This window comes from Paracoccus sp. N5 (genome assembly GCF_000371965.1).
In the GTDB taxonomy this organism is placed as follows: Bacteria; Pseudomonadota; Alphaproteobacteria; order Rhodobacterales; family Rhodobacteraceae; genus Paracoccus.
This window is the reverse complement of record NZ_AQUO01000001.1, coordinates 1807558-1823852: the sequence shown is the minus strand read 5'-3', so window position 1 is coordinate 1823852 and position 16295 is coordinate 1807558. Positions and strand designations below refer to the sequence as shown.

The following is a 16295-nucleotide window of genomic DNA, read 5'->3' as shown; positions in this document are numbered from 1 at the left end:
TCTGGCGCTGGGCGCGGTGGCGCTGCTGCTGCTCTAGCCCTCTCCTGACCGATCCCGCGGCAAGAAAGAACCCCCGGACCTGGTCCGGGGGTTTTCCTGTTTCAGCCCTGCGGTTGCGGCGCGGCCTCCGGCGCCGGTCCGGCGCTGCCGGCGCGCGGGATCGAGCTGACCGAGGGGATCGAGGAGCTGGGCGTATTGTCGTCGCCGCCCAGGGCCTCGCCGCGGATGACGCGGCCGATGTCCTCGCCGGTCAGGGTCTCGTATTCCAAGAGGCCCTTGGCGAGACGCTCGAATTCCTCCTGCTTCTCGTTCAGGATGCGCCAGGCCTCGCGATAGCCTTCCTCGATCAGGCCGTGGACCTCCTGCTCGATCAGCTCCTTGGTCGCGGCGGAGACCGAGAAGCCGCCGGTATTGCCCTGGTAGCCCTCATGCGCCTCGGCATAGTCGATATTGCCGACCTTGTCGGACATGCCCCAGCGCATCACCATGGCACGCGCCAGGGCCGAGGCCTGCTGGATGTCGCCCGCCGGGCCGTTCGAGACGCCTTCCTCGCCGTATTTCAGAATCTCGGCAGCCTTGCCGGCCATGGTCATGGCGAGTTTCTGCTTGGCCTCGTCCTTGTGGTAGTTCAGCCGGTCCATCTCGGGCAGCGAAACCACCATGCCGAGCGCGCCGCCGCGCGGGATGATCGTCGCCTTGTAGACCGGGTCGCATTTCGGCAGCGACAGGCCGACGATGGCGTGGCCGGCCTCGTGATAGGCGGTCTTTTCCTTCTGCTCGGGGGTCAGGACCATGCTGCGGCGCTCGACGCCCAGCATGACCTTGTCCTTGGCATTCTCGAAATCCTCCATGGCGACGAAGCGACGGCCGATGCGGGCGGCGGTCAGCGCGGCCTCGTTCACCAAGTTCATCAGGTCGGCGCCGGAAAAGCCCGGCGTGCCGCGCGCGATGATGCGCAGGTCGACGTCGGGGCCGACCGGCACCTTGCGGGCATGGACCGAGAGGATCTTTTCGCGGCCCTTGATGTCGGGATTCGGGACATAGATCTGGCGGTCGAAGCGGCCGGGACGCAGCAGCGCCGGGTCCAGCACGTCCTTGCGGTTGGTGGCGGCGATGATGATGACGCCTTCATTGGCGTCGAAGCCGTCCATCTCGACCAGCAGCTGGTTCAGGGTCTGCTCGCGTTCGTCATTGCCGCCGCCGATGCCGACGCCACGGGCGCGGCCGACCGCGTCGATCTCGTCGATGAAGACGATGCAGGGGGCGGATTTCTTGGCCTGCTCGAACATATCGCGCACCCGGCTGGCGCCGACGCCGACGAACATCTCGACGAAATCCGAGCCGGAGATGGTGAAGAAGGGCACGCCCGCCTCACCCGCGATGGCGCGGGCGAGCAGGGTCTTGCCGGTGCCGGGCGGGCCGACCAGCAGCGCGCCCTTGGGGATCTTGCCGCCCAGGCGGCTGAATTTCTGCGGGTTGCGCAGGAACTCGACAATCTCTTCCAGCTCTTCCTTGGCCTCGTCGATGCCGGCGACGTCGTCGAAGGTCACCCGGCCGTGCTTTTCCGTCAGCAACTTGGCGCGCGACTTGCCGAAGCCCATGGCCCCGCCTTTGCCGCCGCCCTGCATGCGATTCATGAAGAAGATCCACACGCCGATCAGCAGGATGAAGGGCAGCCAGACGCCCAGCAGCGACATGAAGCCCGATTGCTGCTGGCGCTCGACCTTGACCTCGACGCCCTTGTCGATCAGCCGGTCGGCGATTTCCTCGCCCTGCGGCCGGACGGTGGCATATTGCTTGCCGTCCTTGCCGAGAATGCCGATCGTCTCGCCGTCGATGGTGACGGAGGAAACCTCGTCCTTGTCCACCCGCTCGATGAACTCGGAATAGCTGATCTGGCGGCTGTTCATCTGGGAAGATCCGTCGCTGAACAGGTTGAACAGCGCCAGGATCATCAGAAACAGCACGACCCAGAAGGCGATATTGCGCGCGTTGCCCAAAGGCAGGTCCTCCGCGGGTAAACAGGCTTTCGAGTGAAAATAGGGATTCCCGCGTCAGGTTCAATGCACATAGAGCATGGCGCGGAATTCCGGCAGGCCGCGCAGGGGTGTCGCGGCAATGCCGGGGGCGGGTTGCAGCAGCGGCGCGGCCAGCAGGGCCTGATCCTGCCAGATGCCGGGGGTCGCGGCGGCTTCGTCGCGCGTCAGGCCCGAATCGCGCCAGCCGAGGCCGGAAAGCGGCGCATGGCCCAGCGCGCGGACCTGCTGGCCGGGTTGCAGGCCGGTGACGCGCCAGCGCCCGTCCCACAGCGCCGGATCGCCCTGCGCCGGGGCGGCGCGCAGGCTGGCGGCGGGCTCGCGGATCAGGTGCAGCCAGCCGGCGCGGGTCCGGGCGATGACGCCCTCCAGCGTGACCTGCCGGCCCTGCGCCAGCTCCGCCAGCGCGTGCTGCACCGGCGCGCGGCGCGGCGGATAGCCGGCGCCGCTGACAAAGCGCAACCCTGCGACAAGAAGTCGCCGGCGGATCTCGGCCGGGGCGGCCAGGAAGGCGGGCAGCGGCAGGTCCAGCCCGCCGGCGCGGGACCGCGCGCCCTGCGCCGCCTCGGCCGCGTAATGCGCCAGCGCGTCGCGGGCCATGCCGAGATTCTCCAGCGATTGCGCCAGTTGCGGCAGCGGCAGGTCCAGCCCGGCCATGGCCTTGCGCAGGCGGACGCGGTGGAAATCGTCGCGCTCGTTCGAGGGGTCGTCGATCCAGCCGATGCCGCGCGCCGCCAGCCAGTCGCGCAGTTCCGCGCGCGAGATCGCCAGCAGCGGCCGCAGCCACAGCGCGCCTTCGGCTTCGCGCCGGTCGGCCATCCCGCAAAGCCCGTCCAGCCCGGCGCCGCGCGCCAGCCGCATCAGCAACGTCTCGGCCTGGTCGTCCGGCGTATGGCCCAGAAGCACGGCGGAAAGCCCGTGCCGCCGCGCCCAATCGGCCAGCAGGCGCAGCCGGGCATCGCGCGCGGCGCCCATCAGGTTGCCGCCGCCCTCGCGGTGCCAAAGCAAGGTCTCATGCGGGATGCCAAGCGCCGCAGCGGCCTGACCGGCGCGGCGCGCCTCATCGGCGGAACCGGGGCGCAGGCCGTGATCGACCGTCGCCGCCATCAGCCGCGCCCGGCCCCAGCCCTGCGCCAGATGCATCAGCGCGGTGGAATCGCCGCCGCCCGACAGGGCGATGCCCAAGGTTGGCAAGGCGCCGGCCAGCCGGTCCAGCGCGGCATGGGCGCGGTGCTCGACCGTGCCCGGCTCAGCCGCCATCCGCCAGGTCCGCGGCCGCCTCGGGGTCCATGCCCTCGACCGCTTCGTCGGCGGCGCCCTCGATCAGCGCCTCGCAACCGGATTCGGCCATGCGCTTCCCGGCCTCGGCCGCCTGCGGCGCCGAGGGAAAGCGGCTGGTGATTTCCTGAAGATAATAGCAGCCTTCGGCCGGCCCGCCCTTGGCGGACATGGCCCGCGACAGGCCCAGAAGCGCATCCGCCGCCTGCGGCCCGTCCGGGTTGGCGGCGAAACTTTCCAGCCAAGCGATGCCGGCGCCGTCCAGGTCGCCGGCGGAATCCAGCGCCGCCCCGCGCAGGAACAGCGTCTCGGCGGTCAGCGGACCGCCGGCATGGGTCTTGGCGACGGCCGCGAAGAGGTCCGCAGCACGGCGAAAGTCACCTTGACCGAGCACCTCCCGGGCCCGGTCGAAATCGGCCTTTTCCGCCGCGGTGGCGGCCCCGGCCGAGGGGGTCCTGGCGGGCGCGAGCGCCCCCTGCTGGTCCGAGGACGGCAGCGGCGACGATCCGCCCTGCTCGCCCAGCGTCGGCGTGGTCAGGCTGCCCAAGTCGCAACCCTCCTCCATCTCGCACAGGCGGAACTCGATGTCGCCGATGCGGGTGGTGCCGTCCTTGACCACGCGGTCGATGCGGTTCTGCAACTGCTCGGTCTGGCCGGTCAGCTGTGCCAGCCGCGCCTCCATCGCATTCATGCGGTCGATGGCGCTGTCGCCGCCCGCCGCGGCAAAGCCCGCCGGTCCCGAGGCGACCAGTTGCCCCCGCAGCGATTGCAGGTCGGCCGAAAGCTGGTTCAGCTCGGCCCGGATGTCGGCCAGCGTCTGCGCGTCCTGCGCCGCCACCGGCAGCGCCGCCAGCGCGAAACCGGCCGCGAGAAGCAAGCGGCGCATCACATGCCCACCCCGGGGCTGACCACCGTCACGGCGCGGCGGTTCTTGGTGAAGCATTCCTCGGTCGAGCAGATCGCCAGCGGCCGTTCCTTGCCATAGCTGACGGTGCGGATGCGGCCCGGCTGCACGCCTTGCGAGATCAGATATTCCTGCACCGAATTCGCCCGCCGCGCGCCCAGCGCGAGGTTGTATTCGCGGGTGCCCTGTTCGTCCGCATGGCCCTCGATCAAGGCCGAGAAGCCGGCGTTCTGGTTCAGCCAGCCGGCCTGGTTGGCCAGCGTGGTGCGGGCCTCGGGCGTCAGCGTCGACTGGTCCAGCGGGAACAGCACCGTGTCGCCCACCGTCGCCTTGAAATGCTCTGCCGTGCCGGGCAGCGCCGCGGCGCCGACCCCGCCCGGGCCGCCGGCGCCGGCATAGGGGTCCTGCACCTGCATGTCCTGCGCCGGCCGGGCACAGGCCGCCAGCGCGAGAACGGCACCGAGTGCAGCAATCTTGATGAAAGTTTTCATTATCCTGTCCATCTTACGCGCTTAGGGCAGCAGCGGACCCCAATCGGGATCCGATGCCGCGCCACTGATCTCGACCGGGCGCATGTTGCGCCCCGTGATGTCCACCGAATGCAGCCGGGGCTGGCCATTGCCGCCCGGCGTCACGCGGGTGAACATCACCACGCGCCCATTGGGGGCCCAAGTCGGGCCCTCGTCAAGGAACGATTCTGTCAGCATTTTCTCTTCCGAGCCATCGGTGCGCATGACGCCGATGTGGAACTTGCCGCCGACCTGGCGGGTAAAGGCGATCATGTCGCCGCGCGGCGACCAGACCGGCGTGCCGTAGCGGCCGTCGCCGAAGCTGATCCGGCGCGGCTCGCCGCCGTTCGCGCCCATGACGTAAAGCTGCGGCGTGCCCGAGCGGTCGCTTTCGAAGACGATCTGCTTGCCGTCCGGGCTGTAGCTGGGCGAGGTCTCGATCGAGGGCGCGTTGGTCAGCGCCCGCTGCGCGCCCGAGGCCGCGTCCATCTGGTAGATGTCGGTATTGCCGCCCTGCTCCAGCGAATAGACGATCCAGCGCCCGTCGGGCGAGAAGCGGGGCGAGAAGCTCATCGAGCCATTGCCGCCGGCGGAAAGCTGGCGGGTGCCGAGGCTGTTCACGTCCATCAGCATGGCCTGCGGGAAGCCGGTGGCATAGCTGGTATAGAGCAGCCGCGAGCCGTCGGGCGAGAAGCGCGGCTTCAGCACCAGCGCGGAATCGTCGGTCAGCCATTTCACGTTGGCGCCGTCGTAATCCATGATGCCGATGCGCTTCCTGCGGGCGTCCTTGGGCCCGCTTTCCTGCACGAAGGCGACACGGCTGTCGAAATAGGGCCCCTCGCCGGTCAGGCGGGAATAGACCTGGTCGGCGGCCTTGTGCGCCGCGCGGCGCCAGTTGCCGGTCGCGGCGTCGAACTGCATGCCGTCGCCCAGCGGCTGGCCGGCAAAGACGTCGAACAGGCGGAACTTGACGATGACCTTGCCGCCCTCGACCCGGACGGCGCCGGTGATGAGCGCCTGGGCGTTGATCGCCTTCCAGTCCTCGTAGCTGACCGGCGCGTCGAAGCTTTCGGGCCGCGCGATATGGGCCGAGGCCGGGATCTCGCGGAAAAGACCCGTGCCAGTCAGGTCGGCGGCGATCAGGTTCTGCACCTGCTGGAGGTATTCTCCGGCGCCGCCCTCGTCATGGAATTGCGCGATGGCGAAGGGCATCGGCTCGATCACGCCGTCGGTGATCTCGATCCGCAGCGGCCCGTCCTGCGCCAGCACCGGCGCGGCAAGGCCAAGACCCGCAAGGGCCATCACGGAAGTCAGAAGAAATTTTCGCAACATGAATCGCCCTCGTAAGGTCTTGGTTGCAGGATAGAGTGTCGCGCCGGGGGATGCCATGTCACTTCACCCGCGCGCCGCCGCTGGCGTTGAAGTCGATGATGACATCCTTCCAGCGGTTGTATTTTTCCGGCGGCAGTTTGTAGCCGCCCTTTTCGCACATCAGGATCGCCCGGCGCGCGGCCTCATAGGCCTGTTTCGCCGCCGCGTCCGAGCCGCCGTCATGGCCGATCATCCGCAGCGAGCCCTTCTCGACCGTGCCGTCCGGCGCCATCGAGAATTGCACCGACACCGTGGTCCGGCTGGCCTCGGTCGAAAGCGAGCCGCGGTTCCAGCACTGCTCGACCGCGACGCGGAAGCCGTCCTTTTCGCCCTGGCTCAGCGGCGGGCCGCTGGCGGCGGCGCCACCGCCGCCCGAACCGGCCGAGCCCTCGTCCTTCTTCTGCGCCTCGGCCAGGGCCTTCTTGGCGGCCTCCGCGGCCTTGCGCTCGGCCTCGGCCTTTTCCTTGGCCTTCGCCGCGGCGGCGGCTTCGGCGGCGGCCTTGGCCGCGGCGGCTTTCTCGGCGGCGGCCTTTTCCTCGGCCGCCTTCCGGGCCTTGGCCTCGGCGGCCTTCTTCTCGGCAGCGGCTTTCTCGGCCTTCTCGGCAGCCTCCTGCTCGGCCGCCTTTTCGGCGGCGGCGCGGCGGGCGGCCTCAGCCTTGCGTTCCGCGGCCTTCTGCTCGGCGGCCTTTTCGGCAGCGGCGACCTTCTGCTCGGCGGCTTCTGCCTCGGCTTTCGCCTCGGCCTCGCGGCGGGCGCGTTCCCTGGCCTGGCTGGCCTTGCGGGCAGCATCGGCTTCGGCCTCGCGCGCCTCGGCTTCGCGGCGCTCATTCCTAGCGCGTTCCTCGGCGGCACGGCGGGCGGCGTCCTGCTGCGCCCTCTTGGCGGCAGCCTGTTCGGCGGCGGCTTCCTCGGCCTCGCGGGCCAGCAGCGCCTCGCGCTGGCGGGCGGCCTCGGCGCTTGCGCGGCGGGCCTGCACGGCCTCGGCCAGGCCCTCGGGACGGCCGCGCGGGCGCGACGATTCGACCGGCGCCTGGGCCGAGCGCTGCGGGATCGGCGCCGGCGATTGCGCGGGATTGCGCACCGGATCGGGGCGGTCGGCGGGCTGCGGCAGGGCGGCCAGCTCGACGGCATTGTCGGGCTGGGCCGGCTGCGGCGCGTCGGTCGCGGCGGCGACCGGCCGGGCCGTCACGCCTTGGAAATCCGACAGGTCCGGCCGCGCCTCGGGCCGGTCCGAGGGCGTTGCCAGATCGGCCGCCTGCCCGTCCGGGCTGGGCGGGCTCACGGCCTCGACTGCGCCGGGGCGGTTTTCGTCGGCGGGCGCGCGCGGCTGGGCCGGGGTGGTCGAGGCGGTGTCGCTGACCGGGCCATGGCCTGCGGCAGCGGCGGCCAGCGACTGGAATTCGGCATCGGTCATGGTCGCGACCTCGGCCATGCGCACGGCCTCCAGCGGCTGCGGCCGAAACAGCGCGCCGCCGACCAGCGCCGCGCCCAAGAGCGAGGCATGTGCCACGCCCGAGACCCAGTAGCCGATGCGATCCGCGCGCTCCATGGGTTCAGCCATTCCCGCCCGCATCCATGCGCGGCCCGCCGGCATCGGTGACCAGCACGATATTGTTGAAGCCGGCAGCGTTCAGCGCGCCCATGACCTGCATCACGCGGGCATAGGGAATGGCGCCGTCGGCGCGCAGATAGATCTTGTCGCTCTGCCGCTCCTCGGCCACGGCGCGCAGGCGCGTCACCAGCTCGTCCTCGGGCACCTCCGAGGTCATGACCAGGATCGGCCCCTCGGGCGTGATCGAGACCGCGAGCGGCTCCTCGGGCTCGGCCGGCACCGCCTGGGCGGCGGTCTTGGGCAGCTCCAGCGGCACGCCCACGGTCAGCAGCGGCGCCGCGACCATGAAGATGATGAGCAGCACCAGCATCACGTCCACGAAGGGCGTGACGTTGATTTCCGCCATCGGCTGGCTGCGGGCGCGGCCCCGGCCCTTGCGTCCGCGCTTGACGACCCCGGCGCCCATCTATTCGTCGTCCAGCTGGCGCGACAGGATGGTCGAGAACTCGTCCGCGAAGGATTCGTAATTCCCGGTGATGCGGTCGCTGTCGGCGCTGAGCTTGTTATAGAAGATCACCGCCGGAATCGCCGCGAGCAGACCCAGCGCGGTCGCCACCAGCGCCTCGGCGATCCCGGGCGCCACCACGGCCAGCGAGGTGTTCTGCGAGATGGCGATTTCCTCGAAGGCGGTCTTGATGCCCCAGACGGTGCCGAACAGCCCGATGAAGGGCGCGGTCGAGCCGACGGTGGCGAGGAAAGGCAGCCCGCCGGTCAGGCGGTCGTTCTCGCGGTTGATCGCCACGTTCATGGCGCGGTCGATGCGCGCGGTGGCGCCGGCGATCAGGTTGCCGTCGTCGCGGTGGCTGCGGCGCCATTCGGTCATGCCGGCGGAAAAGATCCGCTCGGCCGCGCCCGAGGGCGTGTCGCCGATGCGGTCATAAAGATCGTCCAGCGGCTGGCCGGACCAGAAGGCGCGGTCGAAACGGTCGGCGTCGCGCCGGGCGGCGGCATAGGTGATGAATTTCTGGATGATGATCGACCAGGCCCAGAACGAGGCCAGGATCAGGATCACCATGACGATCTGCACGGTCAGCGAGGCGCGTGCGAACAGCGCGATCAGCGAGAAATCGACCGGCTGCCCGGCTCCGGCGAGTTGTTCCATGGAATGTGGCCTGTCCTTTGGGCCGCTGCGGCGCGGCTTCTGCCTTGGGCAAGTAGCAGAAGCCCGCCTGCGGCAAAACCCTGCCGGTGTCAAATCTGCGTCAAGTGCCGCAGGGCCCGGACGCGCGGCCCCCGGCCGCATTGACCCGCGCGCGCGATCTGGCTAGCACGGCTTCCGGCGGCATCTTGCCAGCCCGCACGGATATTAGCGCAGAATTTACAGTTTCGCGGCATGAACCGGCATGGGGCCGCGACCGGCCCGCGCCACCATCGCCAACCGGAACGGAGGCCCGGCATGCAACCGACATCATCCCGTCCATCGGGCGGGGCGTTTTCGCAGACCTACCGCATCTATTACGCCGACACCGATGCCGGCGGCATCGTCTATCATTCCCGCTACCTGGAATTCGCCGAGCGCAGCCGGGCCGAGATGCTGCGCCAGATCGGGCACCCGCTGGTCGGCCCGGCGGGCGAGCAATTCGTGGCCCGGGCGGCGGCGCTGTCCTGGCAGAAGCCGGCGCGGCTCGACGACCTGATCACCTGCGAAACCTCGGTGATGCAGGCGCGCGGCGCCAGCATCCGCATCCGCCACGCCTTCTTCCGTGGGGACGAGGCGCTGGTCGAGATCCAGATCGACCTTGTCCACGTCAACAGCGCGATGCGGCCGACGCGGGTGCCCGACGCGCTGCGCGCGCGGCTGGCGCCGTTCCTGGAAAGCCCCGAACCCGGCGCCTAACGCTCGGTCGCGCCCTTGCCGGCGATGATGCGGTCGCGGAACTTCTCGATCCGCGCCACCCGGGTCGCGGATTGCCGGGCCTGGTTCAGGTTGAAGAAATAGCTTCTCTGCCGTCCCGGGGTCAGGGCGTGGAAGGCCTCGGCCAGTTCCGCGTCGGCATCCAGCGCCTCGGCCAGCTCGTCCGGCATCTCGATCCGGCTTTCCGGCTTCGGCGGCTTCGTCCCGGCCTCGGCGTGGTCCATCAATTGCCGCAGATAGGCCCGGATCACCGGCGCCAGCGCCGCGACCTGCGCCGGATCGGTGAAGCGGATCGTGCCCGGCGTGGCGCTGTTCGGCCCCTGCGGCTCGAGCACGCCCGCGGTGTCGCGAAGCAGGCCCGGATTCATGAAGCTCAGCCGGAAATCGCCCCGCAGCGCACCCAGGATCGCGATATTGCGCCCGGCATGCATATAGACCGGATGCGCCCATTTCACCGTCTCGGCCAGGCCCATCTCCTGGCAGAGCCGGCGCAATGCGACCAGCCCCTCGTTCCAGACCAGGGCCGAGCAATCCGGGGTCGCAAAGCGGGCACAGCGGCCGCAGCCCTTGGTGAAGAAATCCCCGACCTCGGTGATCATCGCCATGCGCCGTTCCTCCCTGCCCTGTCGTCCGCCGTGGATCCGCGCCAGGATCCGGGCGCCGTCACCCCATGGATCATTTCCACGCAGGGCGCGCCGCGTCCCGCACGGCGCGCGCAAGCCCGAACCCTACAGCCCCTTCGAGCGATAGGTGCTGGCCACGCGCTCGATGGCGACGATATAGGCAGCGACGCGCAGGTCGGTCACGTCGTTGCGGCTGTGCCACAGCTCGCGCATCGACTGATAGGCTGTCCGCATCGTGTCATCGAGCCCCGAGCGCACCAGCGCCAGTTCGTCCGAGCCGGTCAGGAACTTCTCCTTGAAGTTCGGCTTCAGCTCCCAGCCCAGGCCCCGGTCGGCCGAGAGCCGTTCCAGTTCCGCCACCAGCAGGCGCGAGCGCGCCTCTTCGGCCCGGCGCTGCATGCGGCCGAAGCGGATATGCGACAGGTTCTTGACCCATTCGAAATAGCTGACCGTCACGCCGCCCGCGTTGGCATACATATCGGGGATGATCAGCACGCCCTTGTTGCGCAGGATCTCGTCCGCGCCGAAGGTGACCGGGCCGTTCGCGGCCTCGATGATCAGCCGGGCCTTGATGCGGTCGGCATTGCCGAGGTGGATCACCCCCTCCATCGCCGCCGGGATCAGGATGTCGCAGGGATGCTCCAGCACCGAGGCGCCATCCTCGACATAGGCGGCATCAGGGAAGTTGCGCACGCCGCCGGTCTCGGCGATCCAGGTCTTCAGCGCCTCGATGTCGAGGCCGCGCTCGTCGATGACGGCGCCGTCGCGCTCGATCACCCCGACGACCTTGACGCCGTCCTCCTCGGACAGGAACTTGGCGGCGTGATAGCCGACGTTGCCGAGGCCCTGGACCACGGCGGTCTTGCCCGCGAGCGTGCCCTCCAGATTGGCCAGCGTCACGTCCTGCTTGTGGCGGAAGAACTCGTGCAGCGCGTATTGCACGCCGCGGCCCGTCGCCTCGACCCGGCCGCGGATGCCGCCCGAGTTCAGCGGCTTGCCGGTGACGCAGGCCTTGGCGTTGATGTCGGTGGTGTTCATGCGCGCATATTGGTCGACGATCCAGGCCATCTCGCGCTCGCCGGTGCCCATATCGGGGGCGGGCACGTTCTGGGCCGGGTTGATCAGGTCGCGCTTGATCAGCTCATAGGCGAAGCGGCGGGTGATCTGTTCCAGCTCATGCACCTCCCATTGCCGCGGATCGATGCAGAGCCCGCCCTTGGAGCCGCCAAAGGGGGTCTCCACCAGCGCGCATTTGTAGGTCATCAGCGCGGCCAGCGCCTCGACCTCGTCCTGGTGGACGGAAAGCGCATAGCGGATGCCGCCCTTGACCGGCTCCATATGTTCGGAATGGACCGAACGGTAGCCGGTGAAGGTCTCGATCTTGCCGCGCAGCCGGACGCCGAAGCGCACGGTATAGGTCGAGTTGCAGACCCGGATCTTTTCGGCAAGGCCCGGCGACAGATCCATGTGCCGCACGGCACGCTGGAACATCAGGTCGACGGATTCGCGGAAGCTGGGCTCGCGGTCTAGGGGCATATCGGGGGTTCTCCTGCGGCTGACGCCTGGGCGGTCCGTCCAGCATAGCGCCGGATCGGTGTTTGTGGTCAAGGATCTAGAGGCGGCGCTCCGGAAAGGCCAATGCCGATCGAGGCTTGGTCATTCCGTTTGCGCATAGATCAGGGCGATGACGTTCCGGCCGCGGGACCGAAGGTCCTCGTAGCAAGGTCGAGCGGGCCGGAAATCCCGTCCACAGCAAGGGTGCTTTCAGGATCCGTTCGGGGCGCGCGTATCGCCTGAATGAAGCGCTCCTGAAACGCCCATCCCTAGTCCGGCACTGGTCCGGCACCGGTCTCGCGCCAAGCTGGCCCCTATCAGCAAGTCGCTGCAACAGTCGCGCTGCGGGGACGGTTTTCAGATCCTCGAGCGGTTGTCAGCATCGCGTCCGCCGGCAGACGCTTCAGCTTGCCGCTCTCGTCCTCCAGCGCTCTCAAGCTCGACGAGCTCCTCGATGCATGGCAGCTTGGTTGGCAGGCTGCCGGTGGCGCGCTTCGGCGCGGTTTCATCACCCACTCTGTTGGCGCGTCTGCCCATGTCTGCCTCGATCTCGGCGGGCGCGATGGGCCGGTCATACAGGTTTTCGGCTAGCAGCATCGCAAGCGTGATAGCCGGGCCAGGCCGAACCGCAATCGCCGGCAGTTGCGCAAGGATAGACGGGTTCGGGCTTGGTCAGCGCATGAAAGGGCGCAAGACGGGTCATGCAATAGGACAATTCGGCGGCGCGATAGCGACTGTTGTTTCAGTCGGAGGCTATTCTTGTCAGCGTGAGCTACTCCCCATCTCTTGGACAGTTTCCGGGATGATTTAAGCTACTCTCTGCCCCTGCTGATCGGTTTCGATCTGGTTGAAGTAGACCACGGCGGGCGGCTGTCCGCCATGGGCGGCGTGGGGCCGCTGGTGGTTGTAGAAGGTGATCCATCGGCCAACGCCCGCCTTCGCCTGCGAGCCGGTCTCCCAGGCGTGCAGATAGACGCACTCATACTTCAGGGACCGCCAAAGGCGCTCGATGAAGATGTTGTCGAGACACCGGCCCTTGCCGTCCATCGAGATCCGGGTGCCGATCCGTTTCAGCCGGTCGGTCCAGGCGAAGGACGTGAACTGCGAGCCCTGATCGGTGTTCATGATCTCGGGCGGGCCGAAGCGGTGGACCGCCTCGTTCAGCGCCTCGACGCAGAAGTCGGCTTCGAGCGTGTTCGAGATGCGCCAGGCCAGCACCTTGCGGGTGAACCAGTCCATGATGGCGACCAGGTAGAGGAAGCCTCGTCGCATCGGCAGATAGGTGATGTCGGCACACCAGGCATGGTTGTGCCGATCGACCCGCAGGCCACCCAGCAGATAGGGGTAGGTCTTGTGCCCCTTCGCAGGCTTGCTGGTGTTGGGCTTCTGGTAGATCGGCATCAGACGCATGAGCCGCATCAGCCGCCGGATGCGCTTCATGTTCACTGGGTGCCCTTCGTTCTGCAGGTGCCAGGTCATCTGCTGGACGCCGTAGAAGGGGGTTTCCAGGAACTGACGGTCGATCAGCCGCATGAGCGCCAGGTTCATCTCGGTCTCGCCCTGCGGTGCGTAGTAGAACGACGACCGCGAGATCGACAGCAGACGGCATTGCGCCCCGACCGACAGCGTGGGGTGAGAGCGTTCGATCATCCCGCGCCTCACCTGCCGGTCCAGGGCTTGAGCTTTCGTGACAAAAAATCGTTGGCGACGGCCAGCTCTCCGATCTTGGCGTGCAGCGATCGCACCGTCTCCTCGTCGACCTCGGCCTTCTTCTTCCTGCCGCGTTCGAAGATGTCCGATGCCCCCTCGAGCAGCGCCTTCTTCCACTGGTGGATCATCGTCGGATGCACGCCGTATTCCGCGGCCAGCTCCGACACGGTGCGCTCGCCCTTCACGGCTTCCAGCGCCACGCGAGCCTTGAAGCCCGCGTCATGGTTCCTGCGTTTCGACATCGTCTGTTCTCCTCGTTCTTGGAGACCAGCAGACGGAAGATCAGAGCTTACGTCACTGTCCGATTTTCGGGGAGGTGCTCACTTTGCCATCGACGAACCTAGGTCGTGTTGACAAAAGGGATTCCTCTGGCAGTCGTCCTATGATTCAAGCTCATCTCTACGTGGGAGATGAACTTGGCACGCAACCTGATATCCGACGATGAGTGGACCTTCTTCGAGGGCTTCATTCGTGCCGTCCGGCACCCTAACGGGCGGAAACCTGCGGACCATCGTCTTGTTCTGAATGGTATATTCTGGATCGCAAGGACTGGTGCGCCATGGCGCGATCTGCCCGAAGAGTTTGGCAAGTGGTCCTCGGTCTACCGTCAGTTCCGCCGCTGGACTTTGGCGGGACTGTGGGAGGATATCCTGGATGCGCTGAACCACGCTGGGATCGCGCCAGACAAGCTCCAGATGGTTGATAGCACTGTGATCCGCGCCCATCATCATGCGGCGGGCGCAAAAGGGGGACTCCGAAAGAGGCTCTTGGCCGTTCGAGAGGCGGCTTCTCGACCAAGATCCATCTCCGCGTCAACGGCGCAGGCCTCCCGATGAGGACCGAGATCACGCCGGGGCAGGATTCCGACTACACCGGCTATGATATGGTGATGGCCGACAACCTGCCGCAACCAGCAGTTCTGGTCGCCGACAGGGGCTATGACTCTGATAAAATTCGGGAAGACATCGAGAGCCGCAACGCCCTGCCCATGATACCGATGCGAAGGAACCGAAGGGTGCGCAAGGCTGTCGACATGACCATCTACACCCTGCGCAACATGGTCGAGCGCTGCTTCAACAAGCTGAAAAATAGCCGCCGCCTTGCAACCCGCTACGACAAAACCGCCGAAAGCTTCCTTGGCTTCGTCGACGTCGCCTGCATCAGGCTCTGGCTCCGCCATTTGTCAACATGACCTAGCTTGACTCGAGGCCCCTTCGATCCCCATATCCCCGGCAAAGGAGCCCCGCCATGTTCATCCAGACTGAGACCACCCCGAATCCCGCCACGCTGAAGTTCCTGCCCGGCGAGACCGTGCTGGGCGATGGCACCGCCGATTTCCCCGAGGCCGGGGCCGCCGCCACCAGTCCGCTGGCCCGCCGCATCTTCGCGGTTCCGGGGGTGGCGGGCGTGTTCCTGGGCTCGGATTTCGTCACCGTGACCAAGTCGGACGAGGCGGTCTGGGACCATCTGAAACCCTCGGTCCTGGGCGCGATCATGGAGCATTACCAGTCCGGCGCTCCGGCGATCGAAGGCGCGGCCGCCAGCGCCCATAACGACCAGGATGGCCCCGACGCCGAGATCGTCAACCAGATCAAGGAATTGCTCGACACCCGCGTCCGCCCGGCGGTGGCGCAGGACGGCGGCGACATCACCTTCCACGGCTTCGACCGCGGCGTGGTCTATCTGCACATGCAGGGCGCCTGCGCCGGCTGCCCCTCGTCCACGCTGACGTTGAAGATGGGCATCGAGAACCTGCTGCGCCACTATATCCCCGAAGTGACCGAGGTCCGCCCCGTTGGCTGAGCCGCTGTCGCTGGGCTTCGACACATCGGCCGCGCATTGCGCGGCCGCTTTGCTGCAAGGCGACCGGCTGCTGGCCGAGACCCGCGAAGAGATGGCGCGCGGCCAGGCCGAACGGCTGATGCCGCTGCTGCAAGAGCTGCTGGCCGGGGCCGGCGCGACCTGGCGCGACCTGGCGGTGATCGGCTGCGGCACCGGGCCGGGGAATTTCACCGGCATCCGCATCGCGGTCGCGGCGGCGCGGGGGCTGGCGCTGTCGCTGGACATCCCTGCCGTGGGCGTGGGCCTGGCCGAGGCTGCGGCGCACGGCCTGCCCCGGCCCTGCCGCATCCTGCTGCCCGGGCGCGGCGACGAGGTGATCTGGCAGGATTTCGGTCCGGGCGAGGACAGCCGGCCCCGGCAATCCGCGCCCGACGACCTGCCGCCCGGCCCGCCGGTCCACACGCCGCTGATGCCGCTGGCCGAGGCCATCGCCCGCATTGCGCTTGCGCGCCGCGACACGCCCGGCCTGCCCCGCCCGGCACCGATCTATCTGCGCCCCGCCGAGGCCGCGCCCGCGCGCGACCGCGGCCCGGTCATGCTGGCCTGACCCATGATGGGCGCGGTGATCGACTCGGACGCTCTGGCGGCGCTGCATCTGCGCTGCTTCTTTGCCCATCCCCGGCCCTGGTCGGCGCCCGAGTTCGAGGACCTGCTGAGCAGCCCGCTGAATTTCCTGCTGACCCGGCCGCAGGGCTTCCTGCTGGGCCGCGCCGTCGCCGGCGAGGCCGAGCTGCTGACCCTGGCCGTCGCCCCCGAGGCGCGGCGGCAGGGGGTGGGCTCGGCCCTGCTGCGCGACTTTGCCGTTGCGTCACAAGCGCGCGGCGCGGCCGAGGCCTTTCTCGAGGTGGCCGAGGGCAATGCCGGCGCCATCGCGCTTTACGCCGGGCGCGGCTGGGAAAGCACCGGCCGGCGGCCGAATTACTATGCCCCCGGCATCGACGCGATCCTGATGCGCCGCCGCTTCGACCCCTGCGACTAACTGTTGACGGATTCCGGCCCTT

At 68.3% G+C, this 16295-nt stretch carries 16 protein-coding genes and 1 pseudogene; 5 read left to right on the top strand and 12 right to left on the bottom strand.

The window, feature by feature from the left end:
- Nucleotides 1–101: 101 nt before the first annotated feature.
- The 8 genes from ftsH to tolQ form a co-directional block, all read right to left on the bottom strand.
- Entirely contained in the window at nucleotides 102–2000 is a 1899-nt protein-coding gene (gene ftsH, locus PARN5_RS0109190) for an ATP-dependent zinc metalloprotease FtsH (protein ID WP_017999482.1), read from the bottom strand.
- 60 nt (nucleotides 2001–2060) lie between these two features.
- Entirely contained in the window at nucleotides 2061–3296 is a 1236-nt protein-coding gene (gene tilS, locus PARN5_RS0109185; RefSeq protein ID WP_017999481.1) for a tRNA lysidine(34) synthetase TilS, read from the bottom strand.
- Nucleotides 3286–4200, bottom strand: a complete 915-nt coding sequence (locus PARN5_RS0109180) for a tetratricopeptide repeat protein (protein ID WP_017999480.1) — start codon at nucleotides 4198–4200, stop codon at nucleotides 3286–3288. The genes tilS and PARN5_RS0109180 overlap by 11 nt, the downstream gene beginning before the upstream one ends.
- Nucleotides 4200–4709, bottom strand: a complete 510-nt coding sequence (gene pal, locus PARN5_RS0109175) for a peptidoglycan-associated lipoprotein Pal (protein WP_232419325.1) — start codon at nucleotides 4707–4709, stop codon at nucleotides 4200–4202. The genes PARN5_RS0109180 and pal overlap by 1 nt, the downstream gene beginning before the upstream one ends.
- 21 nt (nucleotides 4710–4730) lie before the next feature.
- Complete coding sequence (gene tolB / locus PARN5_RS0109170) at nucleotides 4731–6029, bottom strand: Tol-Pal system beta propeller repeat protein TolB (protein WP_017999478.1); 1299 nt, start codon at nucleotides 6027–6029, stop codon at nucleotides 4731–4733.
- An 88-nt stretch (nucleotides 6030–6117) separates the two neighbouring features.
- A complete protein-coding gene (locus PARN5_RS0109165) occupies nucleotides 6118–7659 on the bottom strand; it encodes a protein TolA (RefSeq protein WP_232419323.1) in 1542 nt (513 codons plus the stop codon).
- Entirely contained in the window at nucleotides 7652–8116 is a 465-nt protein-coding gene (locus PARN5_RS0109160) for an ExbD/TolR family protein (protein WP_017999476.1), read from the bottom strand. Before PARN5_RS0109160 ends, PARN5_RS0109165 begins: the two co-directional genes overlap by 8 nt.
- Nucleotides 8117–8812 (bottom strand): protein TolQ, encoded by a 696-nt coding sequence (gene tolQ, locus PARN5_RS0109155; protein ID WP_017999475.1) that lies wholly within the window; start codon nucleotides 8810–8812, stop codon nucleotides 8117–8119.
- 294 nt (nucleotides 8813–9106) lie between these two features.
- On the opposite strand from tolQ, the gene PARN5_RS0109150 reads away from it, so the two are divergent.
- A complete protein-coding gene (locus PARN5_RS0109150; protein WP_017999474.1) occupies nucleotides 9107–9547 on the top strand; it encodes a YbgC/FadM family acyl-CoA thioesterase in 441 nt (146 codons plus the stop codon).
- Here the strand turns inward: PARN5_RS0109150 and PARN5_RS0109145 are convergent.
- From PARN5_RS0109145 to PARN5_RS0109135, 4 genes and pseudogenes are all read right to left on the bottom strand, one after another.
- Entirely contained in the window at nucleotides 9544–10170 is a 627-nt protein-coding gene (locus PARN5_RS0109145; protein WP_017999473.1) for a YdeI/OmpD-associated family protein, read from the bottom strand. The genes PARN5_RS0109150 and PARN5_RS0109145 overlap by 4 nt on opposite strands.
- Nucleotides 10171–10293: 123 nt before the next feature.
- Complete coding sequence (locus PARN5_RS0109140) at nucleotides 10294–11724, bottom strand: Glu/Leu/Phe/Val dehydrogenase (RefSeq protein WP_017999472.1); 1431 nt, start codon at nucleotides 11722–11724, stop codon at nucleotides 10294–10296.
- Nucleotides 11725–12099: 375 nt separating this feature from the next.
- Nucleotides 12100–12339, bottom strand: coding sequence for a hypothetical protein (locus PARN5_RS24140; protein WP_157403959.1), 240 nt, complete (start codon nucleotides 12337–12339; stop codon nucleotides 12100–12102).
- A gap of 210 nt (nucleotides 12340–12549) precedes the next feature.
- Nucleotides 12550–13694 (bottom strand): annotated as a pseudogene (locus tag PARN5_RS0109135) (IS3 family transposase).
- A gap of 168 nt (nucleotides 13695–13862) precedes the next feature.
- Here PARN5_RS0109135 and PARN5_RS23425 point away from each other — a divergent pair.
- The 4 genes from PARN5_RS23425 (at nucleotide 13863) to PARN5_RS0109110 (ending at nucleotide 16273) form a co-directional block, all read left to right on the top strand.
- Nucleotides 13863–14644, top strand: a protein-coding gene (locus tag PARN5_RS23425; RefSeq protein ID WP_085999836.1) for an IS5 family transposase whose coding sequence is annotated in 2 segments (ribosomal slippage) — nucleotides 13863–14205 and nucleotides 14205–14644 — 783 coding nt in all. Because the reading frame shifts where the segments join, the coding sequence is not laid out codon by codon here.
- Nucleotides 14645–14700: 56 nt separating this feature from the next.
- A complete protein-coding gene (locus tag PARN5_RS0109120) occupies nucleotides 14701–15255 on the top strand; it encodes a NifU family protein (protein ID WP_017999471.1) in 555 nt (184 codons plus the stop codon).
- Nucleotides 15248–15841: a tRNA (adenosine(37)-N6)-threonylcarbamoyltransferase complex dimerization subunit type 1 TsaB gene (gene tsaB / locus PARN5_RS0109115; protein ID WP_017999470.1), complete on the top strand. Its 594-nt coding sequence runs from the start codon at nucleotides 15248–15250 to the stop codon at nucleotides 15839–15841. The genes PARN5_RS0109120 and tsaB overlap by 8 nt, the downstream gene beginning before the upstream one ends.
- Nucleotides 15842–15847: 6 nt before the next feature.
- On the top strand, nucleotides 15848–16273 hold the full coding sequence (locus PARN5_RS0109110) for a GNAT family N-acetyltransferase (RefSeq protein WP_157404023.1): 426 nt from the start codon (nucleotides 15848–15850) through the stop codon (nucleotides 16271–16273).
- The last annotated feature ends 22 nt before the right edge of the window (nucleotides 16274–16295 follow it).